At 62.5% G+C, this 26,921-nt stretch carries 22 protein-coding genes; 3 read left to right on the top strand and 19 right to left on the bottom strand.

What is annotated here, in order from left to right:
* Positions 1-214: 214 nt before the first annotated feature.
* The 12 genes from otsB to AC1D10_RS18875 form a co-directional block, all read right to left on the bottom strand.
* A complete protein-coding gene (gene otsB, locus AC1D10_RS18930) occupies positions 215-955 on the bottom strand; it encodes a trehalose-phosphatase (protein WP_477274461.1) in 741 nt (246 codons plus the stop codon).
* A complete protein-coding gene (locus AC1D10_RS18925) occupies positions 955-2,733 on the bottom strand; it encodes an alpha,alpha-trehalose-phosphate synthase (UDP-forming) (protein WP_477274459.1) in 1,779 nt (592 codons plus the stop codon). The genes otsB and AC1D10_RS18925 overlap by 1 nt, the downstream gene beginning before the upstream one ends.
* Positions 2,734-2,877: 144 nt before the next feature.
* Entirely contained in the window at positions 2,878-5,040 is a 2,163-nt protein-coding gene (locus AC1D10_RS18920) for an amylo-alpha-1,6-glucosidase (protein WP_477274457.1), read from the bottom strand.
* 50 nt (positions 5,041-5,090) lie between these two features.
* A complete protein-coding gene (locus tag AC1D10_RS18915; protein WP_477274455.1) occupies positions 5,091-6,152 on the bottom strand; it encodes a glycosyltransferase family 4 protein in 1,062 nt (353 codons plus the stop codon).
* A gap of 155 nt (positions 6,153-6,307) precedes the next feature.
* Positions 6,308-7,210 carry a GNAT family N-acetyltransferase gene (locus AC1D10_RS18910; RefSeq protein WP_477274453.1) on the bottom strand — a complete coding sequence of 301 codons (903 nt, stop codon included), beginning with the start codon at positions 7,208-7,210 and terminating at the stop codon, positions 6,308-6,310.
* A 133-nt stretch (positions 7,211-7,343) separates the two neighbouring features.
* The gene (locus AC1D10_RS18905) at positions 7,344-7,721 is read right to left on the bottom strand and encodes a DoxX family protein (RefSeq protein ID WP_477274451.1); all 378 of its coding nucleotides are present in this window, start codon (positions 7,719-7,721) and stop codon (positions 7,344-7,346) included.
* Between the two features lie 68 nt (positions 7,722-7,789).
* Entirely contained in the window at positions 7,790-8,248 is a 459-nt protein-coding gene (locus tag AC1D10_RS18900) for a carboxymuconolactone decarboxylase family protein (RefSeq protein ID WP_477274449.1), read from the bottom strand.
* A gap of 12 nt (positions 8,249-8,260) precedes the next feature.
* Entirely contained in the window at positions 8,261-8,779 is a 519-nt protein-coding gene (locus tag AC1D10_RS18895; RefSeq protein ID WP_477274447.1) for an RrF2 family transcriptional regulator, read from the bottom strand.
* A gap of 110 nt (positions 8,780-8,889) precedes the next feature.
* On the bottom strand, positions 8,890-10,203 hold the full coding sequence (preA, locus tag AC1D10_RS18890) for an NAD-dependent dihydropyrimidine dehydrogenase subunit PreA (RefSeq protein ID WP_477274445.1): 1,314 nt from the start codon (positions 10,201-10,203) through the stop codon (positions 8,890-8,892).
* A gap of 12 nt (positions 10,204-10,215) precedes the next feature.
* Positions 10,216-11,058 carry a class I SAM-dependent methyltransferase gene (locus AC1D10_RS18885; RefSeq protein WP_477274443.1) on the bottom strand — a complete coding sequence of 281 codons (843 nt, stop codon included), beginning with the start codon at positions 11,056-11,058 and terminating at the stop codon, positions 10,216-10,218.
* Positions 11,059-11,062: 4 nt separating this feature from the next.
* Positions 11,063-12,418 carry an NAD(P)-dependent oxidoreductase gene (locus AC1D10_RS18880; protein WP_477274441.1) on the bottom strand — a complete coding sequence of 452 codons (1,356 nt, stop codon included), beginning with the start codon at positions 12,416-12,418 and terminating at the stop codon, positions 11,063-11,065.
* Between the two features lie 119 nt (positions 12,419-12,537).
* Positions 12,538-13,263, bottom strand: coding sequence for a gamma-glutamylcyclotransferase (locus tag AC1D10_RS18875; protein WP_477274439.1), 726 nt, complete (start codon positions 13,261-13,263; stop codon positions 12,538-12,540).
* A 169-nt stretch (positions 13,264-13,432) separates the two neighbouring features.
* On the opposite strand from AC1D10_RS18875, the gene AC1D10_RS18870 reads away from it, so the two are divergent.
* On the top strand, positions 13,433-14,209 hold the full coding sequence (locus AC1D10_RS18870; protein ID WP_477274437.1) for a VOC family protein: 777 nt from the start codon (positions 13,433-13,435) through the stop codon (positions 14,207-14,209).
* Positions 14,210-14,294: 85 nt separating this feature from the next.
* On the opposite strand, the gene AC1D10_RS18865 is transcribed toward AC1D10_RS18870, so the two are convergent.
* Positions 14,295-14,783, bottom strand: a complete 489-nt coding sequence (locus AC1D10_RS18865; protein ID WP_477275003.1) for a hypothetical protein — start codon at positions 14,781-14,783, stop codon at positions 14,295-14,297.
* Positions 14,784-14,990: 207 nt separating this feature from the next.
* Between AC1D10_RS18865 and AC1D10_RS18860 the strand changes: the two genes are divergently transcribed.
* Positions 14,991-15,383, top strand: coding sequence for a DoxX family protein (locus tag AC1D10_RS18860; RefSeq protein WP_477274435.1), 393 nt, complete (start codon positions 14,991-14,993; stop codon positions 15,381-15,383).
* Between the two features lie 188 nt (positions 15,384-15,571).
* Here the strand turns inward: AC1D10_RS18860 and AC1D10_RS18855 are convergent, their stop codons facing one another.
* Both AC1D10_RS18855 and AC1D10_RS18850 read right to left on the bottom strand, forming a co-directional pair.
* A complete protein-coding gene (locus tag AC1D10_RS18855; protein ID WP_477274433.1) occupies positions 15,572-17,998 on the bottom strand; it encodes a GcvT family protein in 2,427 nt (808 codons plus the stop codon).
* Between the two features lie 57 nt (positions 17,999-18,055).
* Entirely contained in the window at positions 18,056-19,594 is a 1,539-nt protein-coding gene (locus AC1D10_RS18850) for a trimethylamine methyltransferase family protein (RefSeq protein WP_477274431.1), read from the bottom strand.
* Between the two features lie 217 nt (positions 19,595-19,811).
* On the opposite strand from AC1D10_RS18850, the gene AC1D10_RS18845 reads away from it, so the two are divergent.
* Positions 19,812-20,402: a transglycosylase SLT domain-containing protein gene (locus AC1D10_RS18845; protein ID WP_379103573.1), complete on the top strand. Its 591-nt coding sequence runs from the start codon at positions 19,812-19,814 to the stop codon at positions 20,400-20,402.
* A gap of 31 nt (positions 20,403-20,433) precedes the next feature.
* On the opposite strand, the gene AC1D10_RS18840 is transcribed toward AC1D10_RS18845, so the two are convergent.
* The 4 genes from AC1D10_RS18840 to AC1D10_RS18825 form a co-directional block, all read right to left on the bottom strand.
* Entirely contained in the window at positions 20,434-22,632 is a 2,199-nt protein-coding gene (locus tag AC1D10_RS18840; protein WP_477274429.1) for a dipeptide ABC transporter ATP-binding protein, read from the bottom strand.
* A gap of 61 nt (positions 22,633-22,693) precedes the next feature.
* On the bottom strand, positions 22,694-23,851 hold the full coding sequence (locus AC1D10_RS18835) for an ABC transporter permease (RefSeq protein ID WP_477274427.1): 1,158 nt from the start codon (positions 23,849-23,851) through the stop codon (positions 22,694-22,696).
* 12 nt (positions 23,852-23,863) lie between these two features.
* A complete protein-coding gene (locus AC1D10_RS18830; RefSeq protein WP_477274424.1) occupies positions 23,864-24,898 on the bottom strand; it encodes an ABC transporter permease in 1,035 nt (344 codons plus the stop codon).
* A 224-nt stretch (positions 24,899-25,122) separates the two neighbouring features.
* A complete protein-coding gene (locus tag AC1D10_RS18825) occupies positions 25,123-26,778 on the bottom strand; it encodes an ABC transporter substrate-binding protein (protein ID WP_477274422.1) in 1,656 nt (551 codons plus the stop codon).
* Positions 26,779-26,921: the final 143 nt, after the last annotated feature.

Genomic DNA, 26,921 nt, shown 5'->3' with positions numbered 1-26,921 from the left:
CCCCATACATCTTCTTGTCGGTCGCTTCTTGCCAGCTGGCGCCTGCGGCGGATGGTGATATGTCGGCGGCCACATGGCGGGCGGAGCGAGGAACGAGCCAAGCTGGCGTGATCTCACGCACCAACCGTGCAAAGCGTCCCTTCGAACCGTTCCTTTCCTGGTCGAAATATCCCTCCAAGGTGCGCCAGCGCGGTTGCGCTCCTCGGCTGGTACCCTAAAGTTGCCCCCCCAGCCAGGCGAGCGTTTCGGCAACGCCGGCAAGGCCGTACCGCGCGGTTGTATGCGCGAAGGGTTTGACCCGTATCGATATGCCGCCGGCATCGTTGACGGCCTCAAAACCGTTTTCGTCCGGCGTGTCATCGCCCAGGAAGACCGGGCGGCGGCCTGTGAAGGGCGCGATGCCCATGAACCGCCGGATCGCAGCACCCTTGGCCGCCTCGAGCGGCAGCAGTTCCACGCCGGCATTGCCGGCAACCACCCGGTAGCCCTTTGGCAGGCTGGCCAGCGCCTGCTCGACAAGCTGCGTCGCGCGCGGAAGCAGATGCGGCGCAGCGCGCGTGTGGATGGCCAGCACCCGGCCCTTGCGCTCGATATAGGCCTGCCCACGCCCGAGCTCGGCCTCGATCTCGTCGGCAAGAGCGGCAATATCCGCCGGCTCTCCCGCGACTTCGACGTCGTCGTCCGGCAGCAGCCTGTGTTCGAGGCCGTAAAGCCCGGCCGCCCGCAGCTTCAAAGGCTGAAACAGCTGGTCCACGGCCGCAACGGAGCGGCCTGTAATAACGGCCAATGCCCCGTTCAACTTGTGATCCAGACCCTGCAGCAATGTACGAAGCTCGTCGCTGACCGAGACAGCGTCCGGGTGTTCGGCATGTTCCAGCAGGGTGCCGTCAATGTCGAGGAACAGCGCCCATTCCCCGGTCAGCACTGTCTGAGGCTTTTGCAGGGTCTGGCTCATCATATTGCCAGCCGTTTGCGCTCGAACATGGAGACGACATTGTCGACGCTTGGCGGCTGCCGGTCGCCAGTGCCCGTTGCCCGATCGACGTCGCCGCGCTTGCGCAGGCGCGCCGCATCCAGAAGCATGCTGCCGGCCCAGCGATAGACGTTGTTGTCGCGGACTATCTGCCGCATCGGCCGCATGCGCTCGCGCTGCTCGTCCGGCGTCATGGTCAGCGCCTGCAGCAGCGCCTCGCTCATCATGGCGGCGTCATAGGGGTTGACGATCAACGCCTCCAGCAATTCGCGCGAGGCACCGGCGAACGTGCTGAGCATCAAGACGCCCTGTTCGTCGTCGCGTGCCGCAACGAATTCCTTGGCGACCAGGTTCATGCCGTCATGCAGGCTGGTGACCATGCATATGTCGGCGGCGCGATAGATCTCATAGACCTGTTCCTGCGTGTGATGCTCGGCCACCATGACCACCGGCTTGTAGCCGTCGCTGCCGTAACGCTCGTTGAGCTCTTCGGCATAGCGGTGACATTCATCGTGGAGCAGCTTGTACGCCGGGAGCGTGCCTCGGCTGGGTGCCGCAATCTGCAGGAAAACCAACTTTCCAATCCATTCCGGGTATCGCTTGAACAATTCGTCCAGCGCCTGAAACCGATCCAGAATGCCCTTGGTGTAGTCGAGACGTTCGACGCCGACGCCAAGTTTCACATCCGCTTTCAGCCCGAACCTGGTGCGCAGGCGGGCGCGGCAGTCATCGACATCAGGCAATCTTGCCAGAAGGTCCGCGGGCCATTCTATCGAGATGGGATAGGCGTGCACCAACGTCGTCTGCCCGCCATAGGAGATGGCCGCATCGGCTCGCTCGATGCGGCTTTCCAGGAAGCGATCGACGCTTTCGGTGAAATTGTTGGCGTGGAACTGGGTGTGGAAACCGATGATCGAGCTGCCGAGCAGCCCTTCGAGGATACGCTCACGCCATGGACAGATGCTGTACACTTCCGAATTCGGCCATGGAATGTGCCAGAAGGTGATGACGATCGCCTCGGGCAGGCGCTCGCGGATCATCCGCGGCAGCAGCGCGAAATGATAGTCCTGGACCAGCACGATCGGCCGCTCGTTGCGCGCCTCGGCAACCACCGTATCGGCGAACTTTCGGTTGACGGCTTCATAGGCTTCCCAGTCCGACTCGCGAAAGATCGGCCGCGTGAAGGCGATATGGCAAAGCGGCCAGAGGCCTTCATTGGCGAAGCCGAGGTAGTAGCCCTGATGCTCTTCCTCCGTCAGCCAGACCCGGCGCAGCGTGTAGGACGGATTGCCGGGCGGCACCTGTACCCGGTCGTCCTTGTCGACCATGAGACGGTCTGCCGTTCCGCCGCCATAGGCAATCCAGGTGCCGGCGCAGGCGCGGGTGATCGGCTCCAGGGCCGAAACCAGCCCGCTGGCCGGCACAAGCAGTTCGACGCCATTGTCCCTGAGGTTGTGGATATACGGTTCGCGATTGGAGACCACGATCACCTGCGCATCGGGCAGATCGTCGGCCAGGATCTTGCGCAATGTTTCGGGCGACCATGTCACCAGGGCGGCATCGACAGATTGGCCGTTCTTTTCGAACTCCCGTATCACCTTGCGCGCCGCTTCCGCGGCCACGTCCTCACCGGCCGGATGTACAACCGCCGGGGGGGGACTGCGGCGTTGCCGCGATATGGAAAGGAAAACGGCAAGAGCGGAAAGACCGAGGCTCGCGAGGATCAGAACCCAGAGCAGGTCCGCACCATAATCTGTCATGGGAATGCCATCACCTCCGGCCGTTCGGCGGCCATTTTGTTTGTGTTTCCGATTTGAAATAGTCCGCCGGCGACCTGGTCGCCATTCGGACCTGTATTTTGCAACGCACAAAACCGGGATCGGTTCCAGCCAATCTCGCTCGGATCAGGTTCTGACGATGAGCGGTACCAGGCCTTCATGCCGGTCGGCGAGAAAGGCGACGACCCGGTCGCCGACGCGCTGGAATGTCAGATCGACCACTCTTTCGCCGACGCCCAGGTGTCGCAGCGTGAGTGTGTCGATGCCGATCGGCAGCCTCGGACGGGTGACTCGGATTTCGCCCTCCCAGCCATCGATTTCCAGGCCAAGGCAGGCCTGCATCAGCATGAAAGCGGAACCCGCCGACCATGCTTGCGGCAGGCAGGCGACGGGATAGGCGATCGGCGCTTCGCCTGGTGCGCGGGTAAAACCGCAGAACAGTTCGGGCAACCGCATGTTGAAATGGACCGCGGATTCGAACGTGCCGCTCATCAGCCGGACCACGCTGTCACGCTCGCCATAGCGCGCCAGGCCGGCGCCGCACATGGCGGTGTCATGCGGCCAGATCGAGCCATTGTGGTACGACATCGGATTGAAGAACACGGCATCGTCGGCAAGCGTCCTCAGCCCCCAGCCGGAATGAAAGGAGGCCGAAAGAAGCTGGTCGGCGACCATCTGCGCCCGCTCCGGCTCGGGAAGCCCGACAAGGAGGAGATGGCCCGCATTCGAGGTCCGCACCTTGCAGGGCTCGCCGGCACCATCGATCGCCAGGGCATAGAAGCTGAGATCGTCGAGCCAGAAATCGCGTTCGACCGACACCCGCATGGCCTCGGCGCGGCTATCCCAGTGATCGGCTCTGTCGTCCTCGCCACGGCGACGGGCAAGCTTTGCCAGCCCCCGGAAGGCGGCAAAGACATAGCCCTGCACCTCTACCAGCGCGATCGGCCCCTTGGGGATGCGGCCATCGGCATGAAAGACGGAATCGAAGCTGTCCTTCCACCCCTGATTGGCGAGGCCGGACTCGGCAGCCCGCTGGTAGGTCACGAACCCGGTCTCGCGGCCCGCCTCCTCCGTCCATTCGGCCGCGGCGCATAGCGACGGCCACAGGCTGTCGATGAACGCCATGTCGCCGGTGCGGTCGGCGTAGGCACAGGCGAGATGGATGTAGAGGGGCGTCGTATCGACGCCACCATAGTAGCGTCCGAACGGAAGCTCCCGCAGCGCCGCCATTTCGCCCTTGCGCGTCTCGTGCATGATCTTGCCCGGCTGCGAATCGCTGAACGGCGACGTCTCCGTCGCCTGATGCTGGGCCAGGAAGGCCAGCACGCCCCGCGCCAGGCCTGGATTGAGCCAGAGCATCTGCAGCGCAGAGATGACGCCGTCACGACCGAACGCCGTCGAGAACCAGGGGATGCCTGCATAGGGATAGGGTCCGGTCGCAAGCTCGGTGGTCAGCAGCGCGACATCGGCGCGGGCGCGCTCGACCCAGTCGTTGAAGACGCGACCGGAACTGTGCACCGTCGCGCCATGGCGGCGCTTGGCCCGCATGCCAAAGCGGGCCCGGGCGGCGGCGGCGCGGAAACGGTCGCGATCGGGCGTATCGGTCACCTCGGGACCGACCTCGACATAGAGCACCTTGCTGCTGCGCTTGGTCACGGCGAGAAGGAAATCGGCGCGGTCGGCAGTCAGTTGGTCCGGTGCCTGCGAGAATGATATCGCCGAGGCACGCGCCAGCCCGTCCAACCCGTCATAGCGCAGCAGGACGGATGTCGCATCCATCTCGGCCACATGGGCCATGCCGCGCCGCAGCCGTGTCGAGCCGCGCACTTCGAACATGTCGCGGAAATCGGCGGCGAAGTGCAGGGAAACGCCGATTGTCGAGGTTTCCCGGCTGTAGTTGGAAAGTGTGATGCGTTCGAACAACCTGTCCTGCCACAGCAGCCTGACGCGCTCGACATGAATCGCACCCTGCGGAATGTCTCGACCGCTAGCGCTCTGCATCGGCAGATTGGTCAGGTTGGTGGTGAACAGCACATTGTCCTGGCTGAGCGAGGCGCCGAGCAACGATGTCTGTCTGCCGCCGACGGTCAGTCGAAATTCGGAGAGCACGCGTGTGTCGTCGCGGAAGAAACCGTCACCGGCGCCGCGTATGTCGCCATAGGCATCGGCAACCACAAAGCAGTCGCCCTGCTTGAGCGCAAAGAGCCGGTGTGGTTCACGAGGAGCGGTTGCGTCGAGCGATGCAAGGGCTACCGCGGGATCGAGCTGGCGCTCGTCGAGTTGGGCCATTCGTCACAAATCCCTGTCGTTTCGTTCCCGTCGCTCGAACGCGTCGCCGTTCACGACGCCTTCGCTTCGGCCGGGACGCCGATCAGCCGCGCGTAGGCGGCCAGATAGTCGCCGGCCATTCTCCTGGCGGAAAACCGCTTTTCGAAAACGGCTCTCACCTTTCGCCGGTCGAGCTGCAGCAAGTCCGGCACCGCGGCGACCGCGCCATCCATCGACTCCGCGATAAAGCCGGTCACGCCCTGATCGACGATCTCGGGCAGCGCGCCGCAATTCCAGGCAATCACCGGCGTGCCGCAGGCCATTGCCTCGATGGCGACAAGGCCAAACGGCTCCGGCCAGTCGATAGGGAACAAGAGGCCTGCCGCGTTGCCGAGAAATTCCGCCTTCTGGTGCTCCTCGATCTCGCCGACATAGACGATACGATCACCGTCGATCAAAGGTTCGACCACCTCGTGGAAATAGGCGCGATCGTCGTCGCCGATCTTTGCCGCAAGCTTCAGCCTGAGCCCCGATCGCAAGGCAATCTCGATGGCGCGATCCGGGCGCTTGTCGCGTGAAAACCGGCCGAGGAAGGCAAGGTACGGTTCTTCCCGCGTCGTCTCGAAAGTTGGCTCGTAGATACCGGTCGGCAGCCCGTGGTGGATCGTCGCCAACCAGTTGGCCCTGGCAAGGCCTGCCTTCTGGCTGTGCGAAATGGAAATCATCGGAAAGCGCGGGAAACGCTCATAGGCGGGCGCCAGGTCGACATAGTCCAGCCTGCCATGCGGCGTCGTCACCGTCCGCTCCGCCATGTCCTCGAAAAACGAAAAGTGCAGGAAGTGGCTGAGGTGGAAGTGGATGACGTCAAACTCTCGCGCCCGCTTCCGCACCTCGGCAAGCATCGAAAGATGCGCCGCCGTCTCGGATTTGAGCGGACGCGGATCGAGGCGAAGCGCGCATTCCCGGCCGGCTACCAGCTTTGCGGAAGTCTGGCTGTCGCCACTGGCAAACAGCGTTACCTCATGACCCAGATCGACCAGCGCTTCGGTCAGATACGAGACGATGCGTTCGGTACCGCCATAAAGTCTCGGCGGCACCGATTCATGAAGCGGTGCGACATGGGCAATTTTCATATTTCATCCCGGGATGCTCGGCATACAGGGGCGAAATGCGTCAACGGCTCGATTGGTTCCGATTTAAGATCGACGCCGTCGGGGCGGCAGTGCCGCGGTGTCCCTCGACGAGCCCGCTGCGGGTCAAATGCCATGCCAGGAAGCGGCGGCTGCGATCACATGAATCCAGGATTGCGGGGCAGATACTGAGACCAATTGCCAAGCTCCCGCGTCGACATCAGAACCATGGGAAGCGTGATGCGCATCCCATGCTCGACGGCGGTGCTTAGAGCCGCTTGCGTTGTGCCAGGGAGAAACGCCGACACCTGCGAAGAACCAATATCCGCAGCCAGGTTCAGTGCCGTCCTGAAGGCAGCATCAAGCTGATCGGGCTGCGCGACTGCAAGTGGTCCAATGTGACCGTTGGTGCCTATATACACGTAGCCTACGCAGTCGTCGCCGGCGTAGAGAACAACACCCCTCGTCGCATCGTCGTTGATCAAATATCGGTGATGCTTTTCTCGTGATACGCCCAAGGCCCGATTGTCAATTCGAGCAAGGCTATACAGGTGCGAAGCTGTTTCCTCCAGAGGCACGCACCGGAGTTGCCCGGCCGTTGATCGACCTTTCAGGACATCCTGCGCGACGCTGAGATTGTAGATCGGAAATCGCGGGAACAGTCCGTGCCTGATGTAGAGACCTTGCGACACCGTGTTGAAGCTGAAGGTGATCAACGCCTTGCTGGTCGCTCCCGATTGCCGCGCATGCTCCAGCGTTCGTTTCAACAGTTCGTTGCCAATCCCGCTGCCCTGATGTCCGGAAGACACGAATAGTTGCGCCAGAAACCACAAATCGCCGCAGACCCAACTCCAGGCAAAGCCGAGGATTTCACCGGCGTCTTCCGCCACCCACAAGCCAGCGGCGTCGTCCTTCAGGGAAAACAATTGAAAATTGGTCGGGCGCGGGACCGCCATTGGGCCAAAGCCATGGCGCTGGGTCAAATCGTTGATGCTGGCAACGACAAGCTCGTCAGCTCGTTTCAGATCTTGCGCGCCGGCAGGTCGATACACGACCGACATGGGCCACTCCTTGACAAGAAGCCGCTGGCCCAGGTTAGAGCGTCCAGTACCGAAGTCAAACAGCACCGCGGCCGTCTGCAATCCTTGTGATCGTTCGATCTTCGGCGGGAAACCCGATCGGCTCACTCTTTGCCTAGAGCGACTGCGCGATCAGCGTCAGAAACCCACCGCTCAATGCGACATTGCCGACGAAGCCGTTGATGCGCGACGCGCGGTCCGGGCCTTGATGGTCCCAGAAATTGTGGAACATCGGCGTGGCAGCGATCAGGAACACGACCAGCACCGCAGCGGCCATTGTCGTCCAGAGGCCTACGATCACCAAGGCGCCGGCAACGATCTGCAAGACAATGCCGACCCACAGCGCCAACCGCGCTTGCGGCACTCCGCGCGCGGCCATCAGCTGGGTCAGGAAGGCGGCGTTCTGGATGTTGCGCAGGCCGGCGAAGAGGAACACGCCACCGAGCAACAGGCGGCCGAGAAACAACAGGGTCGAAGGCAAATCGACAGGCATCAAATTCTCCCTTTAAAAACGGTTGGAGCGCCGCCTCCCTCGACGGCGCTCCAAGACACATCGGTTAATCAGGCAGCCTTGGCCGCCGGCATCGGATGGATTGCCTGGAATGGGATGCAAAGCCGGTTCCAGGTGTTGATCATGCCGAGCGCGACGGAGAGCTTGACGAGCTCCTCTTCCGAGAAATGCTCGAGCGTCTTCCCATAGAGTTCGTCCGACACGCCATTGTTGGCGATCAGAGTGACGGCCTCGGTCCAGGCGAAGGCGGCGCGTTCGCGCGCGGAAAACAGCGGCGATTCCTTCCACGCCGACACCAGATAGAGCCTTTGCTCGGTCTCGCCATCGCGCCTGGCCTCGCGGCTGTGCATCTCGACGCAGAACGAGCAGCCATTGATCTGCGACGCCCGCAGTTTGATCAGATGCAGCAGGCTTTCCTCAAGCCCGCATTCGTCCACCGCCTTGTTGAGCGCCGACACCGCCTTCATGATTTCCGGCGCCATGGCGAAGAACTGGAGCCTCTGTTTCATCCTCATGTCCTTTCACGTCTGCTTGGTTGAACTGGATTTCTGCGGCCGCTGATGGCGCGCCACGAAGGCGCAGCCGGCGGCGACCGAACGCGGATCGGCATCGGTCATGTATTCCGCGACGATGTCGGATAGCTTTGCCTCGGCGAGCGCAGTGCGGTAGGCGCGCTCGGCCTTCAGCATCGCGGCGTTGATGCCGCATGGCTTCACATAAGCCGAGACATCGAGCCTGACCGGACCGTTGCGGCGGATCTCGCCACAACGAAAGGCCGGCTCGCGCCCTTCGACGGCCAGCACGATATCAAGCAGCGTAATGCGCTCGGCCGGCCGCGCCAGCCGGTAGCCGCCCGCCGGTCCCGAGACCGATTCCAGGATGCCCGCCGCGCTCAGCATGTTGAGATGTTTCAGGAGATAGCTCGGCGACAGGCCAAAGGCTTCCGCCATGGCGGCGCCGGGAATGGTCGCTTCGCCCTCCACGCCGGCCAGCATGGCCGCGCAGTGGATCGCTGCCTCGACGCCCTCGCCCAGCTTCATGGTTTCGATCTCCTATTCATGGATAGTTCTTATCTTGGATATTTTCTATCTGCAATAGGAAAATGAAAAACGGCGCCCGAAGGCGCCGTTTTTTTCGGTGAAGGGCTCCCCTACTCCGCCGCCACCTTGGCCATCGGATTGTTCGGGTGCGTCGTCCAGTTGGCGTAGATCGGCGACACCGGCTTGCCGGTGCGCTCGTCCATCACCCCTGCCGCCAACGGTTCCATGGTGATGCAGTTCTCGACCGGGCAGACATTGACGCACAAATTGCACCCGACGCATTCGGCCTCGATCACCTCGAAGTGCCTGACGCCGTCGACCATGCTGGTGATTGCCTGATGCGAGGTGTCCTCGCAGGCGATGTGGCAGCGGCCGCATTTGATGCAGGCGTCCTGGTCGATACGTGCCTTGGCGATGTAGTTGAGGTTGAGGTACTGCCAGTCAGTGACGTTGGGCGTGGCGCGGCCGACAATGTCGTCGAGCGAGGCATGGCCCTTCTCGTCCATCCAGTTTTCGAGACCGGCAATCATCTCCTGCACGATCTTGAAGCCGTAGGTCATCGCCGCCGTGCAGACCTGCACATTGCCGGCGCCGAGCGCCATGAACTCGGCCGCGTCACGCCAGGTGGTGATGCCGCCGATGCCGGAGATCGGCAGGCCGTGGGTTTCGGGATCGCGCGCGATCTCGGCCACCATGTTCATGGCGATCGGCTTCACCGCCGGGCCGCAATAGCCGCCATGCGAACCCTTGCCGTCGATGGTCGGCTGTGGCGCGAAACTGTCGAGGTCGACGCCGGTGATCGAGTTGATGGTGTTGATCAGCGACACCGCGTCGGTGCCGCCGGCAAGGGCGGCGCGCGCCGGCTTGCGCACATCGGTGATGTTGGGCGTCAGCTTGGTGATGACAGGCATACGGGTGTTGGCCTTGCACCAGCGCACCACCATTTCGATGTATTCCGGCACCTGGCCGACGGCGGCACCCATGCCGCGCTCCGACATGCCGTGCGGGCAGCCGAAATTGAGCTCGATGCCGTCGGCCTCAGTCTCCTCGACCACCGGCAGGATCGCCTTCCAGCTTTCCTCGACGCACGGAACCATCAGCGAGACGACAATGGCGCGGTCGGGCCAGTCCTTCTTGACCTGCTTGATCTCGCGCAGATTGACCTGCAGGTCGCGGTCGGTGATCAGCTCGATGTTGTTGAGGCCGAGCAATCGCCGGTCGGCGCCCCAGATCGCGCCGTAGCGCGGGCCGTTGACGTTGACCACCGGCGGGCCTTCCTCGCCCAGCGTCTTCCAGACGACGCCGCCCCAGCCGGCCTTGAAGGCGCGGATGACGTTGTAGGCCTTGTCGGTCGGCGGCGCCGAGGCCAGCCAGAACGGATTGGGCGATTTGATGCCGACGAAATTGTTGCGGATGTCTGCCATGACAGGTCCCTTTCAACCGAGACGAAGGAGCAGTTCGACGGGTGCAAGAATGCCGCCTTCAAGCGCGGCGGTGATATTGGCGATCTTGGTGCGGGCGTCCTCGCCCATGATGAGGCCGACGCCGGGCGGCGGCTTGTTGCCTTCCGCTTGCGCGGCTGCCAGGCGCGCACGCATCGTGGCAAAGAACTCGATGGCAAAGGCGCCGCGCGGCCGCTCGGCGATCACAGAGAACCCCGCAGCGACGGCCGCCGAGCGATAGTCGTCCGGGGTGCCAACGAAGGACATGGTTTCATCAGACGCCCAAGGCAGCGGATACGTCAGCGCACCGTACTTCAGCCGCATCACATCGTAGACGGCGAAAACGCTGCCCGGCCGCAGCACGCGGGCAGCCTCATTCATCAGTCTCGGCTTGTCGGGAAGGTTCATGCCGACATGCAGGATCATAGCCGCATCGAAGCTCGCATCCGCGAATGGCATATCCAGCGCGCTGCCTTGCACGAACCGCGTCTTGCCGGCCATCCCGGTTCGCTTCGACAGTCTGGTCGCGATATCGACGTAGCTCTGCGTCAGATCAATGCCGGTAACGTCAGCGCCAACGTTGCTTGCAACAAAGCGGGCCGGCCCGCCAACGCCAGACCCGATGTCGAGAAGCATTGTCCCCGGGTTCAGCCCCATCTGCCCGACGAGTGCCTTGGTGGCGGCCACGCCACCAATGTGAAATTCGTCGACCGCTTCGAGATCGCTTGCACGCAGATTGGCAAGGTCCACGCCGCTATCTGCGAGCGCGGCTATGATCCGCTCCTCCAGGCCCGATATGTCGTAGTGACGGGCGATGCCCGGTTCCACCGTGGCCATGATCCTATCCCTGAGCGAGGCTCCTGTGGATGCTCTCCGCGGCGTCGCGGCCTTGCGCCACCGCCGAGACGGTGAGGTCGTCGCCGCCAAAGATGCAGTCGCCGCCGGCCCAGACCTTGGCGAGCGACGTGCGACCTTCCGCATCGACCTTGATGCGGCCGGCTTCGAGTTCGATCGCAGCACCGCTGCCATTGAGCGCTGCCGGGACAAAACTCTGGCCTATGGCCTTGAACACCTGGTCTGCAATGAGCGTCAGCGTCTCGCCGGTGCCGGCAAGCCTGTCGCCGTTCATGGCGGTGTACTCGACTTCGATAGCCGACACCTTGCCGCCTTCGGCAATCACCCGCTTCGGCTGCAGCCAATGGCGAATGGTGACGCCATTGGCGGCGGCCAGATCCTGCTCGAACTCGGAAGCGTTCATGTGCTCCTGGCCGCGCCGGTAGCAGATCGTCACCTCCTCGGCGCCGAGCAACTTCGACTGCACCGCCGCGTCGATCGCCGTCATGCCGCCGCCGATGACGACGACGCGCCGACCAACCGGCAGACTGGCGAGGTCACTGGCCTGACGCAACTCGGCAATGAACTCGACCGCATTGGTGACGCCGTCGGCATCCTCGCCATCGGCGCGCAGCGCATTGACGCCGCCAAGCCCCATGCCGAGAAACACCGCGTCATAGTTCCGGATCAGATCGGACAGCTGATAGTCGCGGCCAAGTGCTTTGCCGTTCTGGATGTCGATGCCACCGATGGCGGTGACGTAGTCGACTTCCGCCTGGGCGAAATTGTCGACGCTCTTGTAGGCGGCGATGCCGTATTCGTTGAGGCCGCCGGCCTTCGGACGCGCCTCCAGGATGGTCACGTCATGGCCATGGCGGGCGAGCCGGTGCGCCGCGGCAAGGCCGGCCGGCCCTGCCCCGACCACGGCAACCGTCTTGCCGGTGGCAGTGGCGCGTTGGTAAAATTGCTTGCTCTCACTCATCGCGACATCGGTAGCGTAGCGCTGCAGGCGGCCGATCTGCACCGGCTTGCCTTCGGCCACCTCGCGCACGCAGACCTCCTCGCACAGCGTCTCGGTCGGGCAGACGCGGGCGCACATGCCGCCCAGAATGTTCTGGTCGAAGATGGTCTTGGCCGAGCCGATCGGATTGCCGGTCGATATCTGGCGAATGAACAGCGGAATGTCGATCGAGGTCGGGCATGCATTCATGCACGGCGCGTCGTAGCAGAAGTAGCAGCGGTCGGATTCGACCAGCGCCTCGTGATGATCGAGCGGCGGGTGCAGGTCGGAAAAATTATCCGCATACTGGTCGGCGGCAAGCCGGCCACCGGCAATACCTTCCTTGAACTGGCCTTCTGGCATCGTCAGTTCCCCATGTTTTGTTTTGGGGAAGGCTAGCACGTTTTATTTTTTTATCAATTGGTCAATTTTCGCAGCAAGGTGCTGAAAAGGCTGGATAAAACATGATCTTTTTACTCATGTTATGGTGTCTGTAGTGCGAGCGAATGGCTGGGCTCGACAGCATGGCCGTGGATCGCCCGGACCTCGTCCGCCACCAGCTCCTGCAACCGCCACAGGTTGCGGTCGTGGATGCCGAACGCTTCGAGATGACTAACCGTGTTGTAGAGATATTCGGCGCCGGATCCGATGTGCCCGCAGGCTCTGGCCAGCACGCTCGCCACCCTGTCCAGCGGCTGCTTCAGCGACGTTCCCCTGCCCTTCACGCCGACCCAGAAGCCAAGCGCGCGCAGCGACCCTTGTGCCGTATGCACCGGCAGCCACCTGACCGTGTCGATACTTTCGTGGTCGCTGATCTCGCGCCGCAGCAGCCGTTCGATCTGGGCCGGTTTTTCGCCTTCCGGCAAGCGATAGATGACGCCGTTGCACCGTCCACCTCGTTCGAGCGCCATCATCAGCCCCGGCTGTGCGGCGCTGCCGCGCCACCGCACCATGTCGAGGCAGAAGGAGCGGTGCCAGCCAAAGGCCGTGGCGAGCTGCTGCTCGACCGATTCAAACTCCGGCTTCCAGATCAGCGATCCATAGGCGAACACCCATAGCGGCCCCTCGTCGGCTTCATCGGACAGCCGCAAGGCAAGGGGCCGGAAATCCTCGTCCTTCAACTCCGTCCAGCTCGGGTCAGGGCCAGGATCGGCCTCTTCCCGATGGCACAGTGCGACTAGCTCAGGCGTGAGCGACATCCGGCGCAAGAAATGACAACCCTCCCCATCGCAGAGAAATCGAAAACCGCCGGGCGCGCAACCCGGGAACGGTTGTCATGGACCGATCTTTTATTTGGGCGTCGTCGGATTTTCGTCGTGAAGATCGTCCTAGGATGGATCGACCGACGATCGATGCAAACCGGTGAGGAGACCGACCATGCCAAAATCCCCGATGCCCTTCTTCTGGTACGAATTGATGACCACCGATCTCGACGCCGCCGAGGCGTTCTACACCAAGGTGGTCGGCTGGACGGCGCAGCCTTTCGAGACGACCCTTGGCATGCCGCGCTATATCGTCATGAATGTCGGCGAGCGTGGCGTCGGCGGGCTGATGACGATCCCCGAGGACGCTGCCAAGATGGGCATGCCTCCCGCTTGGCTCGGCTACATCCATACAAAAGATGTTGATGCCGCGACGGCATCGCTGCAGAAAGCCGGCGGTGCTGTTCACCGCCAGCCCGACGATATTCCGGGCGTTGGCCGCTTTGCCGTCGTCGCCGATCCGCAGGGCGCGACGTTCATGTTCCTGCAGCCGAACGGTCCGGACCAGCCCATCGTGCCGGCCAGCACGCCCGGCCATATCGGCTGGCACGAGCTTTACACATCGGATTGGAAGGCCGCGTTCGATTTCTATTCCGACCAGTTCGGCTGGGCCAATGCCGGCGATTTCGACATGGGCCCGATGGGCACCTACCAGACCTTTACGGCTGGCCCCGAATCCGGCGGCGGCATCATGAACAAGCCGCAGCAGATCCCGGTGCCGGTGTGGCAGTTCTACTTCAATGTACCGGCCATCGACGCCGCGGCCCAGCGGGTGACCGACAATGGCGGCAAGATCCTGATGGGACCGATGGAGGTACCCGGAGGCAGCTGGATCGTCCAGTGCCAGGATACGCAAGGCGCCCATTTCGCCTTGATGGCGCCGGTGCGCTGACAGCGTTCAACACGGCCACAAAGAGTCGGCCTTTCATCGCACGCATCGCCGATGGAAGGCCGTATTCCCAGCTTTTGGCGCCAACCTATTCCGGCGTCAGCACCGCGACCTTCAGCTCTGCCTTTTTCGCGCCGCTGAACTGGACTGTGGCCGGACCGGCGGCAAGCTTGAAGCGCACGCTCTTGCGGATGCCAGGGCAGGTTTTCACGCCGCTATAGCCCACCGACTTGATGGCGTGGCCGTCCTGAATGACATCGATCCAGGCCTCGCCTGACAGACTTATCTGAATGGCCCCCTCGGTCGGCACCTCCAGGCTGGCGACGGCGCCAAATGTGCCTGATGCCGGGGCACGCTCGGGCGGCAGCGTGAAACCGGCTTTCTCCGCCGGCACCAGTGCCAGATCCGCAGCAGCACCCACCGCCAGCGTCGCTCCAGACGGCGTTGCAGGCGCTGCGGCAAAAAGCGCCTGTTCCCGCGTCACCGGCCATTTGAAGGCTTCGCAGCCGGCATCCTCGGCCATGGCGAAGCTGGTCCCTGCAAGGATTGCGAATAGGCTGATGACGATTTTTTTCATAACAAAGGGAACCCACCTGTTTGGAATGTCCATATTAATACAACCATAGCGATAGGAATGCAACCCTTGCGAGAACAATATGAAATGTCAAACTGGGGAACATTTCCAATCACCGATTGTTGATGGCATGCCGTGGGGACGTGAGTGGTCCATTGCCGGGCGATAATCTATGGCCGGTCCGGAAGCTAAATCTAAATGGAGTCATTTATGAAGCTTTTCGAGAGCCTTGCCAGATACCAGCCGCAGGCCCTGGGCGCGCTGCGCATCATGACGGCGCTGCAGTTCATCGAACACGGCAGCCAGAAATTGTTCAATTTTCCCGTCAGCGACCAACCCCATGCTCTCACCGGGCTGACACTCGCTGCCGGCATCCTCGAATTCGCCGGCGGCATCCTGCTGGCGCTGGGCCTGTTCACCCGCCCGGTCGCGTTCCTTCTGGCCGGCGAGATGGCGATCGCCTATTTCATGGCGCACATGCCGCGCGACTTCTTCCCGGTCAACAACGGCGGCGATTCGGCAATCTCGTTCTGCTTCATCTTCCTCTATCTGGTGTTTGCCGGTGCCGGTGCCTTCGCGCTGGACAACCGCCGCAGCGCCTGACGCTCAACCGGCCGTGCCCAATGCATGTCGTCCAAAGGTGCCCGGCGGTTTGGGACAACGACATGCACGGAGAGAATCTGAAGCGCATCGGCGAAGCCGAAGCGCACGCTGCATGTCGCCTAAAAGTGCTCTGCGGTTTTGGGACAGCACAGAAAGAATCTGAAGCGTATCGGCGAAGCCGAAGCGCTTCAGGCGCGCATCCGCTCGAAATTGGCATCGAACAGTGCCGCCGCCTGCATGCGCGCCGCATGACGCTTGCCCAAGAGCTCGATCTCGAAACCGTCGCTTTCATCAGCGATCTCCTTCGGCACATAGCCGACAGCGACGGACTTCTTCGAGTGATGCGCGTAGCCGCCCGAAGTCACCCAGCCGCGCACCGCGCCGTCGAACCAGATCGGCTCGTCGCCGATGACATCAGCGTCGTCGGCATCGACGATGAAGGCGCGCAGGCGCAGCCTGCCGCCCTGCTTGCGCTCGGCGAGTGCCGCGGCCTTGCCGATGAAATCCGCATCCTTGCTGTAAGCAACGAAACGGTCGAGGCCGGCTTCCAGCGGCCCGTAGATCGGCCGGTACTCGCGCGCCCATGAGCCGTAATTCTTTTCCAGCCGCAGCGCGTTGAGCGCGCGCGAACCGAAAAGGCCGATGCCGAATTCCTCGCCGGCCGCCATCAGGGTCTGGAATGCGGCGCGCTGATACTCCGGCGCTACCCACATTTCGTAGCCAAGATCGCCGGTGTAGCTGACGCGGCCGACCAGGCACGGCGCCATGCCGATATCCATCCTGCCTATGGCCATGAACGGAACCGCGGCATTAGACACATCCGCACGCGTGGCTTTTGCCAGCACGTCGCGCGCCTTAGGCCCGGCAACCGACAGGCCGGTCAGCTTGGCGCCCAGTGCCTCGATACGGACCGAACCGTCGTCAGGCAGGTGCTTTTCGAACCAGCGCATATGATACTGCTCGGCAATGCCGGAGCCGGCGAGGAACCAGCCTTCGCAGTCGAGATTGGCGAGCGTGAAGTCGCCGATCAGCTTGCCGTCGTCCTTCAGCATCGGCGCCAGCGTCATGCGGCCGGGCTTCGGCAGTTTGCAGGCGAGCATCCGGTCGAGCCAGGCGGCCGCGCCCTCGCCCGTCACCTTGTATTTGGCGAAGCTCGAAATCTCCGACAGGCCGACACCGTCGCGAACGGTTGCGACCTCCTTGGCGACCTGGGTGAAATCGCTCGAGCGGCGCCACGAGAACTCGTCCTTCACGCCTTCCGGCGCATACCACAGCGGCACCTCCAGCCCATAGGCGACGCCCCATTGCGCGCCCTTGGCCGACAGCAGATCATAGACCGGAGTCGTCTTGAGCGGCCGTCCGGCGGGCAGTTCCTCATTGGGGAAGCGGATCGAAAACCGCCTGGAATAGTTCTCGCGCACCTTGGCGTTGGTGTAGGCCATCGTCGCCCAGTCGCCATAGCGCGCAACATCCATCGCCCAGATGTCGGCACCGGGGTCGCCCTCGATCATCCAGTTGGACAACGCCAGCCCGACGCCGCCGCCTTGGCTGAAGCCGGCCATGACGCCGCAAGCCACCCAGAAGCCCGGCAGGCCGCGCACCGGGCCGACCAGCGGGTTGCCGTCGGGCGCGAAGGTGAAGGGTCCATTGATGATCTGCTTGATGCCGGTGTTCTGGAAGGCGGGGAAATGCCGGAACCCGACCTCCAGCGACGGCGCGATGCGGTCGATGTCCGGCGCCAGCAATTCATGGCCAAAATTCCACGGCGTCTGGAACTCTGACCACGGTTTGTTGGCCTTCTCATAGGTGCCCATCAGCATGCCGCCGCGCTCCTGCCGTAGATAGAGCTCACCGTCGAAATCGACCGCGTGGATGATCTCGGTGCCGGTCTTGGCGTTCCAGGCGGCGACCTCGGGCATGTCCTCGGTGATCAGATACATGTGCTCCATCGCCAGCACCGGCAGTTCGAGGCCAACCATGCGGCCGACCTCGCGCGCCCAAAGGCCGCCGGCATTGACGACATGCTCGGCCACCACCTCGCCCTTGTTGGTGATGACGCGCCACATCCCATCGGCGCGCCGCACGATGTCCTCCACCTTGGTGAAGCGCTCGACCTCCGCGCCCAGCTTTCGCGCGGCCTTTGCATAGGCGTGGGTGACGCCGGAGGGATCGAGATGGCCATCCTCCTTGTTTCTGACAGCGCCTACGAACTGCTTGGGATCGAGCAGCGGCATCAGTTCGGCCGCTTCTTTGGGGGAGATCTCCTCAAGCTCGATGCCGAGATAGCGGCCCTTGGCGACGACCCCGCGCAGCCAGTCCAGCCGCGCCTCGGTCGCCGCCAGAAGCACGCCGCAGGTCAGGTGCACGCCGGTTGCCTGGCCGGAAAGCTCCTCGATCTCCTTGTAGAGGTTGATCGTGTATTTCTGCAGCTTGGCGACGTTGGGATCGCCATTGATCGTGTGCATGCCGCCGGCCGCGTGCCAGGTCGAGCCCGACGTGAGTTCGTCGCGCTCCAGAAGCACGACGTCGGTCCAGCCATGCCGGGCAAGATGGAACAGCACCGAGCACCCGACGACACCGCCGCCAATGACCACGACCTTTGCATGCGATTTCATGGATTTTTCTCTGATATCAGTGAGTTGGATGGGGGAGTGGAATCAGGATGGGAGGCATCACGGTTCGCCCTGCCCGATCGCTTGCTTGCGCCTGGCCATGTAAGCCTCGAGTTCTTCGCGCACGGCGATGTCCATCACCGGCTCGACGTAGTCCTCCAGTGCCTTCTTCCACAGCCGCGTCGCGCGCGCCGTGGCGTCGAGCCCGCCGGCCTCCTGCCAGGCTTCGTAATTTTGCCAGTTGGACAGCATCGGCTGGTAGAAGGCGGTCGCGTAGCGTTCGAGCGTGTGCGGTTCGCCGAAGAAATGGCCGCCGGTCGGCACCGCGCCCAAAGCCTCGACGGCAAGCTCGGCCTCATCGACCACGATCGGGCGCAGGAACTCCATCATGTGTTGGATCATCTCGACATCGATGATGAGCTTCTCGAACGACGCCGTCAGCCCGCCCTCCTGCCAGCCGGCAGCGTGATAGACGAGATTGCCATGGCCGAGCACCGCGCCCCACAGCGCCATCAGCGTCTCATACGCACCCTGCGCATCGGCGGCGTTGGAGGCCGAGCCTGGCGTCGTGCGATAGGGCAGATTGTAGCGACGCGCCAATTGCCCGGAAGCGATGTTGGCCTTGGTGTTCTCCGGCGTGCCGAAGGCCGGTGCGCCCGACTTCATGTCGACATTGGAGGTGAAGGCGCCATACATCACCGGCGCGCCCGGTCGCACGAGCTGCGTCAACACCACGCCGAACAGCGCCTCGGCATTCTGCTGCGCCAGCGCGCCGGCCAGCGTCACAGGGCTCATCGCCCCCATCAGCGTGAACGGCGTCACCGCCACCGACTGGCCGAATTCGGCCATCGTCATCAGCCCCTCGGCCATCATCTCGTCGAAGCGGCGCGGCGAGTTGACCGAGATGATGGTGGTGATGCCGGGATCGTCGCGCATCTGGTCCAGTGTCAGCCTACGCGCGATGGCCATCATCTCGATGCCGTCCAGCGCCCTGCCCCGGCCGATCGCCGAGACATGGAAACTCTTGTCGGTGAGTGTCAGATTGGTGAAGTAGGTGTCGAGATGGCGGGAGTTGGCCGGCAGCTCCACCGGCGCGCAGACCTGGTTGCCGAGCATGTGGATGCAGTTGAAATGCTGCGCCAGCCGGGTGAGGTCCGAGTAGTCGCGCAGATTGCCGGCGCGGCGGCCGCGCTCCATGTCGTGCACGTTTGGCGGCCCGGCAACGAGCGTGAAATTGATGGTGTTGCCGCCGAGATGAACGGCATTAGCCGGGTTGCGCGGCGTCAGCGTATAATTGGACTGCGTGGTCTTCAACGCCTCGGCGATCATGCCGCGATCAATGCGGACATTCGCCGTCGCATGATCGACTTTGGCGCCTGCCTTCTCGAACAGCGACAGCGCACGCGGGCTCATCACCTCGATGCCGAAATTCTCCAATATGTGTATCGACGCCTGGTGAATCTGCTCGATCTGCTCAGGCGAGAGCATTGCCATCGGCGGATAGGGATTGGTCACCCGCCTGAGCGGCAATTGCGGGATAGCCGACGGCCCCCTGTTGCTGGTGCGCTCGGCGCCGCGTTTGCGTCTTGGTTCGTTCATGCCTGATATCAAAGCCCCGGCGAACCAGGCAAGCTGTCAGAAATACGCCGTTTGCGGGCGTGATTTTAGCCACGGCGGCATTTCTGCAATATCCATTTAGGAAAAGCGACGAAACATGTCGGATTATTAATATGGTGCTTTCTGAGATGAATGCGCCGATCAAGCGTTAACGAACGCAGCAAGATTCCTTTTATGTTTTCGGCCTATTGCTCCTCCAATGCGTAGCTCGAGTTTTAGTAAAATTGGTGCGGTTTGCGTGCTGCTGGCCCTTTCGGCCTGCGCGACGGCGCCCAGTCATATCAACAATGTCTGCGCCGTCTTCGACCAGAATGACGGCTGGTTCGACAACTGGCAGTCGGCCGCCGAGCGCACGCAGCAGAAATACGGCGTGCCGGTTCCCGTGCTGATGGCGACGGTGCGCAAGGAGTCCGGCTTCAAGAGCAACGCCCGCCCGCCGCGCACCAAGCTGCTCGGCTTCATTCCGTGGAAACACGTCTCGTCGGCCACCGGCTTTTCGCAGGCGCTGGACGGCACCTGGTCGCAATATCAGAGGGAGACCGGCAACTGGGCGGCGCGGCGGACAAAGTTTGCCGACGCTGTCGATTTCGTCGGCTGGTATCACTCCAAGACGGCAGACACGTATGGCGTCGCCCGCAACGACACCTACAATCTCTATCTCGCCTACTATCTCGGCTGGACCGCCTATGGCCGCGGCAACCGCGGCGATGCCGGCGTCCAGGGCTATGCCCGGGCCACCGAAAAGATGGCGCGGGATTATGCGCAGCAGTTGAGCCAGTGCGGCAACTGATCACGCCGCTGCGCTGACTGCGCTTCCGCCGTCAGCTCGGCTTCTTGCCGCGTGGAGGCTTGGGCGTTGCAGTGGACACCCCCGGAACAGGCGGCGCGTCTTCCGGCACGCCCTCATGCGCGGCATGCTCCTTGTCGAACTTGATCACCGGCTCCATCTTGGCCAGCACGTCGTCGGCCAGCCAGCACAGGCTCATATGGCCATCGCCGAGATGCTTGACCGGCGGCACCTTGGTCTCGCACAGATTGTCCGGCACCAGTTTCTTGTAGCCGCAGCGGGTCTGGAACGGACAGCCCGACGGCGGATTCATCGCCGAAGGAATGTCGCCTTCCAGCACGATGTGCCGCTTCACCACACTGGTGTCGGCGATCGGGATCGCCGACAGCAGCGCCTCGGTATAGGGGTGATAGGGTGGCGCGAAGATCTGGTCGGTCGTGCCCTGCTCGACGATATAGCCGAGATACATGACGACGACGCGGTCGGCGATGTAGCGCACGACGGACAGATCGTGGCTGATGAACAGCATCGTCGTCTTGTTCTTGCGCTGGATGTCCATCAGCAGTTCGGTCACCGCCGCCTGTACCGACACGTCGAGTGCCGATACCGGCTCGTCGGCCACCACCACCTTGGCGTCGCCGGCAAAGGCGCGCGCCACGCCGATGCGCTGCTTCTGGCCGCCTGACAGTTGACGCGGCTTGCGGGTCTCGAATGCCCGCGGCAGCTTCACCAGGTCGAGCAGTTCCAGCATGCGCTTGCGGCGGTCGGCGACCGTCTTGCCGACATTGAATTTCTCCAGCGTGCGGATGATCTGCGATCCTACCGAATGGCTGGGGTTGAGCGTGTCGAACGGGTTCTGGAACACCATCTGGATCGACGATACGGTTTCGACACTGCGGTTCTCGATGCCGGTCGACTGGATTTCCTTGTTGCCCAGCGTCACAGTGCCGGCACTTGCCGTCTCCAGCCCGAGCAGCACCTTGGCCAGCGTCGACTTTCCGCAGCCGGATTCGCCGACGATGGCGACCGTCTCGGATTCGCGCGCCATGAATGAGATCGTCTCGTTGGCCTTGACGACGCGGCCTTCGCTCGAGCCGAACACCTCGCTGCCGCCGACCTTGTAGTATTTTCTCAGATCCTCGACCTTGAGCACCGGCGCGCCGGGCACGACGCGTTCATTGACCTTCTTGGCGCCGGGCGGCAGTGCCTCCCAGTCGATCTCGTTGAAGCGCACGCAGCGCGAGAAATGACCTTCATGACCCGCGACCTCGATCATCGGGATTTCGGCGGCGTTGCAGACGCCCTCGACGAAATGGTGGCAACGCGGTCCGAAATTGCAGCCTTTCGGCCGCTCGTGCGGCAGTGGCAATTGCCCGGGGATGGAGATCAGCGGCCGTGAATTCTTGTCGGCGCCGGGGAGCGGGATCGAGCGGAACAGCCCTTGCGTATAGGGATGCCGCATCCGGTCGAACACGTCCTTGATCTTGCCGGTCTCCACCGCCTCGCCCGAATACATCACCGTGATGCGGTCGCAGGTCTCCAGGATCAGGCCGAGATTGTGCGAGACGAAAATCATCGACGTGCCGAACTTCTCGCCGAGCCCCTTGACCAGGTCGACGATGCCCGCCTCCACCGTCACATCAAGCGCCGTCGTCGGCTCGTCGAGCAGAAGCAGCGCCGGCTTCGACAGCAGCGCCATAGCAATGACGATGCGCTGCTGCTGGCCGCCCGACAGCTGATGCGGATAGGAGCGCATCATGCGCTCGGGGTCGGGCAGCTTGACCGAGCGCACCATGTCGAGGGCGCGTTTGTAAGCCTCTTCCTTCGACACCTTGTCGTGGATCAGCGGCACTTCCATCAACTGCTGGCCGACCTTCATCGCGGGATTGAGGCTCGCCATCGGCTCCTGGTAGATCATGGCGATCTTGTTGCCGCGGATGGCGCGCAGTTCCTCGTCGGAGAGCTCGCCCATGTCCTTGCCCTGGAACTTGATCTTGCCGCCGACGATCTTTCCGATGTTGGAGAGGTCGCGCATGATGCCCAGCGACACGGTCGACTTACCGCAGCCGGATTCGCCGACAATGCCCATCGCCTCGCCCGGCATGACCGTGCAGGAAAAATCCATGACAGCCGGGATCTCGCCCTTGCGGGTGAAGAAGGAGATCGACAGGTTCTCGATCTCGATGATCGGCCCAGGGGTCGTTTTGCCGGGATTTCGAACTGCCTCATTCATGGGTCGCTCCAATCCTTGGTTTTTCAGGCACGTGCTATTCGCGTCGGGTCGAAACCCCAGATCAGTCTTTCATCGATTGTTCGCGCAACGAGTCGGCGAGCAAATTGAGCCCCAGCACGAACGACATCAGTGCGATCGTCGGCGGCAGCGCCGGGTGGATGAAGGAGCGCAGCAGGCGGCTGGCGTCCTTGATCGCGGTGCCCCAGTCCGGGCTTTCCGGCGCCAGGCCGAGGCCGAAATAGCCGAGCGTGCCGAGCAGGATGGTGGTGTAGCCGATGCGCAGGCAGGCATCGACGATCAGCGGCCCGCGCGCATTGGGCAGAATCTCCCACAGCATGATGTACCAGGGCGATTCACCGCGCGTCTGCGCCGCCGCCACATAATCGCGCGTCTTGATGTCCATCACCAGGCCGCGCACGATGCGGAACACGCCGGGGCTGGAGGCGAACACCACCGCCACGAAGATGTTGAGCTGGTTGGGGTCGATATGCACGATCTTCAGCGGATCGGCGTCGAACACGAGGCCAAGGTAAATCCAGCCGCCGAGGATCAGGGTGATGCCGAGCAGGATGTAGAGCCGGTCGGGCCGGTTCTTATAGCGTGTCCAGAACAGCACGCTGAAGAAGATGATCGGAAACAGGAAGAACACGCCGGCCATGGCGTAGGGGATCGGCGTGTCCATGATGCCAGGCGTCACCAGCAGGTAGAACAATAGGATCACCGGGAAGGCCAGCACCAGATTGGCGAGGAACGACAGCACGGTGTCGATCTTGCCGCCATAGTAGCCGGCCGGCAGGCCGAGCGTGATGCCGACCATCAGCGCGAAGCCCGTCGCGGCAGGTGCGATGATCAGCACGATCTGGCTGCCATAGACCATGCGCGAAAACACGTCGCGGGCCAGCTTGTCGCCGCCGAAGTAGTAGACGAGCCTCGACGCCGGCTCGATCGCGCCCGGCAGCGTGTCCTTCATGATCGGGATCTGGGCAAGCGGATCGAAGGGCGAGATGGTCGACGCGAAGATCGCCGTGAACAGCCAGAACAGGCAGATGCCGACGCCGACGATGCCGACACCACTGTCGAAGAGCTGGCCGTAAAGGCCAAGCTTCTTCTTGTAGGTGAAGCTCGCCCCCATCACCAGGACGAGAGCGATCCAGACCGGCCAGAAACGCGCAAGCACGCCAAGCACGACATTGAAGGCGCCGATATATTCGACCTGCATCCGCCCGTTCTCCTACTGAACTCTGATACGCGGATTGAGAAACGCGTAGCCGACATCGGAAATAAGCTGGGTGATCAGGACGATGAACACCGAGACCAGCGAACAGCCCAGCAAAAGGTCGATGTCGTTGTTGCCGGCAGCCTCGACCAGCGTGTAGCCGAACCCCTGGTAGCGGAACATCACCTCGACGATGACGACGCCGGTGAGCAGCCAGGGGAATTGCAGCATGATGACCGTGAATGGCGCGATCAGCGCATTGCGCAGTGCGTGCTTGACCACGACGTTGCCGAAGGAAAGGCCCTTCAATCGGGCGGTCCGGATATATTGCTGCGTCATCACCTCGACCATCGAAGCGCGGGTCATGCGGGCGATGTAGCCGATGCCATAGATCGCCAACGTCATGACCGGCAAAGTGAAATTGTAGAAGGTGATGCCCTGGCTGGCCGAGGCCGCCGAGCCGTTCAGCCAACCGAGCCACGAGGCGAAGATGACAGTGAAGATGACGCCCGACACATATTCGGGTGTCGCCGTCGACGCAATCGAGGCGACCGATAGCACCCGGTCGGTTCGTGACCCTTCGCGCATACCGGCAAGGATACCGATCACCAGCGAGACCGGCACCATAACCAGCAGGACGCAGAGCATCAGGATGCCGGTGGCGCTAAGCGCCGGAAACAGCTTCGACGCCACAGTGGTCTTGAACTTGGTCGAGCAGCCGAAATCGCCCTGCAGAATGCCGGAGAAGGTCGGCACGAGCGGATCGTTGCAGAAGGAAAAACGCTGCGCCGGCTTGCCCGTCGCGGGATCGGTCACCGGCTGCTTGGGCATAAGGCCGAGCCATTGACCGTACCTGACAAAGAAATTCTGGCGATAGCCATGTTCGGCCAGCCAGCTTTCCAGCTGCTCGGCGGAGGTATGCATTTCGGTCTGGCTGATCGCCAGCTTCTTCAGGTTCGGATCGAGATTGATCAGGAAGAAGACGACCATCGTCAGGCACAGCATCGTCAATGCCATGGTGCCGAGACGCCTGATAACGAAAGAAAGCATGGCGGTCCCCTGCCGGTCTGGTTGGGGTTGAAGCCTGCTGGAAACCACCTCCGCCGCGACGGCAGAACTGGCTGTCAAACAGGCCCTCGAATGCGATCAACTCTGTTTTATTGCATGACCATGTCCGAAGAGTCCGCAACTTTCTTGCTGCGCCGACTTCCGATTTTGGAACCATGCAAGAGCGCAGGGAAAGGGGCAGATCGCCCCTTTCCCCGATCGCCCGATCAGGCCTGGTCGAGCCAGATCTTGCCGTAGTCGCGCTCGAACGTCGGATGCATCTTGTAGTTCTTAACAGCGGCAACCGAGTGGCTGTAGAGCTTGCGCCAGTAGGGCTGGATGATGATGCCGGAATCCTGCAGGATCTGCTCGATATCCTTCATCATCTCCTTGCGCTTGGTCGCGTCGGCAACCGAAAGCGCGGCGTTGAGCTTGGCGTCCCAGTCAGGGTTCGACCATGCACATTCGTTCCAGGCTTCACCGGTGCGGTAGGCAAGCGCCAGAACCTGGACGCCGAGCGGCCGCATGTTCCAGTTTGTCATCGACAGCGGATACTTCAGCCAGTCGTTCCAGAATGTCGAGCCCGGCAGCACCGTGCGCTTCACCTTGATGCCAGCGTCGCGCAACTGCGCGGCGATGGAATCACCGGTGTTCTTGTGCCAGTCCTCGTCGACCGTGATCAAGTCGTGTTCGAAGTCGGCCTGGCCGGCTTCCGCCATCAAGGCTTTCGCCTTGGCGGGATCGCGGGTGAGCTTCGGCAGCTCGTAATATTCCGGATGGATCGGGCAGACATGGTGGTTCTCGGCGACCGAGCCGGCATTGCCGTAACCGAGCTGGAGGACGACATTGTTGTCGACGCCGAGCTGCAGTGCCTTGCGCACCTTCTCGTTGTCGTAAGGCTTGTTGTTGACGTTGGTGCGGCAGACGATGGTCGAAGCGGTGACGACTTCGGACTTGACCAGGTCCATGCCGTCGAGGATCGACACGTAGTCGGCCGATGTCTCGAAATTGGTGTGAACCTCACCCGCCTCGAAGGCGCTGACCATGGCAGCCGGATCGGTGCCGTAGTCGATGAACTCGACACCGTCGAGATAGACGTCACCGTCCCACCATTTGTTGTCGGCGCGGCGCTTGTAGACCACCTTTTGGCCGACATCGTAGGAGACGAGCTCGAACGGGCCGGTGCCGATCGGGCAGGCTTTGAAATCGCCGCCCTTTTCATCGAAGGTCTTGTGGACGACGAGCGCGACATAGTCGCAAATGCCGGGGATGATCGAGATGTCGGGCTTGGTCAGCGACAGCTTGACGGTCATGTCGTCGACCTTGGTCACCGCGCCTTCACGCAGCTTTCCGGTCTTGTCGTCGAACAGGGTGCCGAGGCGGCCGGGCATGGAATTGCCTTCGGCAGCCTTCTCGCCCCAGCGGTTGAAGTTGTGCACCACATCGTCGGCGGTGAACGCATCGCCGTTGTGCCAGGTAACGCCTTTGCGCACATGCAGCACGTATTCGGTGGCGTCGTCATTCACATCCCAGCTCTCGAGCAGATAGGGGCGGAACGTATATTCGGTGGTGTATTTGACCAGCGGCTCGAGCGCCTGACGCTCGGCATTGGCGATTTCCGACCAGTCGGACTTGCGCGGATCCTTTGGATCCTTGACCCACTGTGCGACCTTCAGGATGCCACCCTTCTTGGGGGCATCTTCCGCGCGCGCCTCGGTCGGCACGGCAAGACCGAGCATGCCGTAGGCCATCGCCGTCGACGCGCCGAAGACGCTGGCCAGCGCCAGGAATTCACGGCGATCCACCTTGCCGGCCTTGGCTTCTTCAGCCATCGCCAGGATGTGGTCGGGAACGCGATCGCCGTTACTCTTGTAAATTGTCATGACTTAACTCCCATTGTTGGCTTTCCGCCTTTTAACATTCCGCATCCGGGCCATGATGTCAAAGACGGCATGGATTGGGAACATGTACAGGAATGTGCAACTTTGGAGGGGGAGCGGTTCGCGTGATAACGACAGTCTTGGCG

This window comes from Mesorhizobium sp. P2_A8 (genome assembly GCF_056404935.1).
The sequence above is the reverse complement of the archived record's forward strand: the minus strand, read 5'-3'. Positions and strand labels throughout refer to the sequence as shown.

Coding starts and splice junctions, on each gene's coding strand:
- AC1D10_RS18880 (WP_477274441.1), bottom strand. CDS start 12,418: ATGCCAGAAGGCCAGTTCAAGGAAGGTATTGCCGGTGGCCGGCTTGCC.
- AC1D10_RS18895 (WP_477274447.1), bottom strand. CDS start 8,779: ATGAAGCTGGGCGAGGGCGTCGAGGCAGCGATCCACTGCGCGGCCATG.
- AC1D10_RS18870 (WP_477274437.1), top strand. CDS start 13,433: ATGCCAAAATCCCCGATGCCCTTCTTCTGGTACGAATTGATGACCACC.
- AC1D10_RS18830 (WP_477274424.1), bottom strand. CDS start 24,898: ATGCTTTCTTTCGTTATCAGGCGTCTCGGCACCATGGCATTGACGATG.
- AC1D10_RS18905 (WP_477274451.1), bottom strand. CDS start 7,721: ATGCCTGTCGATTTGCCTTCGACCCTGTTGTTTCTCGGCCGCCTGTTG.
- AC1D10_RS18845 (WP_379103573.1), top strand. CDS start 19,812: ATGCGTAGCTCGAGTTTTAGTAAAATTGGTGCGGTTTGCGTGCTGCTG.
- AC1D10_RS18910 (WP_477274453.1), bottom strand. CDS start 7,210: ATGTCGGTCGTGTATCGACCTGCCGGCGCGCAAGATCTGAAACGAGCT.
- AC1D10_RS18825 (WP_477274422.1), bottom strand. CDS start 26,778: ATGACAATTTACAAGAGTAACGGCGATCGCGTTCCCGACCACATCCTG.
- AC1D10_RS18925 (WP_477274459.1), bottom strand. CDS start 2,733: ATGACAGATTATGGTGCGGACCTGCTCTGGGTTCTGATCCTCGCGAGC.
- AC1D10_RS18860 (WP_477274435.1), top strand. CDS start 14,991: ATGAAGCTTTTCGAGAGCCTTGCCAGATACCAGCCGCAGGCCCTGGGC.
- AC1D10_RS18900 (WP_477274449.1), bottom strand. CDS start 8,248: ATGAAACAGAGGCTCCAGTTCTTCGCCATGGCGCCGGAAATCATGAAG.
- AC1D10_RS18855 (WP_477274433.1), bottom strand. CDS start 17,998: ATGAAATCGCATGCAAAGGTCGTGGTCATTGGCGGCGGTGTCGTCGGG.
- AC1D10_RS18840 (WP_477274429.1), bottom strand. CDS start 22,632: ATGAATGAGGCAGTTCGAAATCCCGGCAAAACGACCCCTGGGCCGATC.
- AC1D10_RS18865 (WP_477275003.1), bottom strand. CDS start 14,783: ATGAAAAAAATCGTCATCAGCCTATTCGCAATCCTTGCAGGGACCAGC.
- AC1D10_RS18850 (WP_477274431.1), bottom strand. CDS start 19,594: ATGAACGAACCAAGACGCAAACGCGGCGCCGAGCGCACCAGCAACAGG.
- otsB (WP_477274461.1), bottom strand. CDS start 955: ATGAGCCAGACCCTGCAAAAGCCTCAGACAGTGCTGACCGGGGAATGG.
- AC1D10_RS18915 (WP_477274455.1), bottom strand. CDS start 6,152: ATGAAAATTGCCCATGTCGCACCGCTTCATGAATCGGTGCCGCCGAGA.
- AC1D10_RS18885 (WP_477274443.1), bottom strand. CDS start 11,058: ATGGCCACGGTGGAACCGGGCATCGCCCGTCACTACGACATATCGGGC.
- preA (WP_477274445.1), bottom strand. CDS start 10,203: ATGGCAGACATCCGCAACAATTTCGTCGGCATCAAATCGCCCAATCCG.
- AC1D10_RS18835 (WP_477274427.1), bottom strand. CDS start 23,851: ATGCAGGTCGAATATATCGGCGCCTTCAATGTCGTGCTTGGCGTGCTT.
- AC1D10_RS18920 (WP_477274457.1), bottom strand. CDS start 5,040: ATGGCCCAACTCGACGAGCGCCAGCTCGATCCCGCGGTAGCCCTTGCA.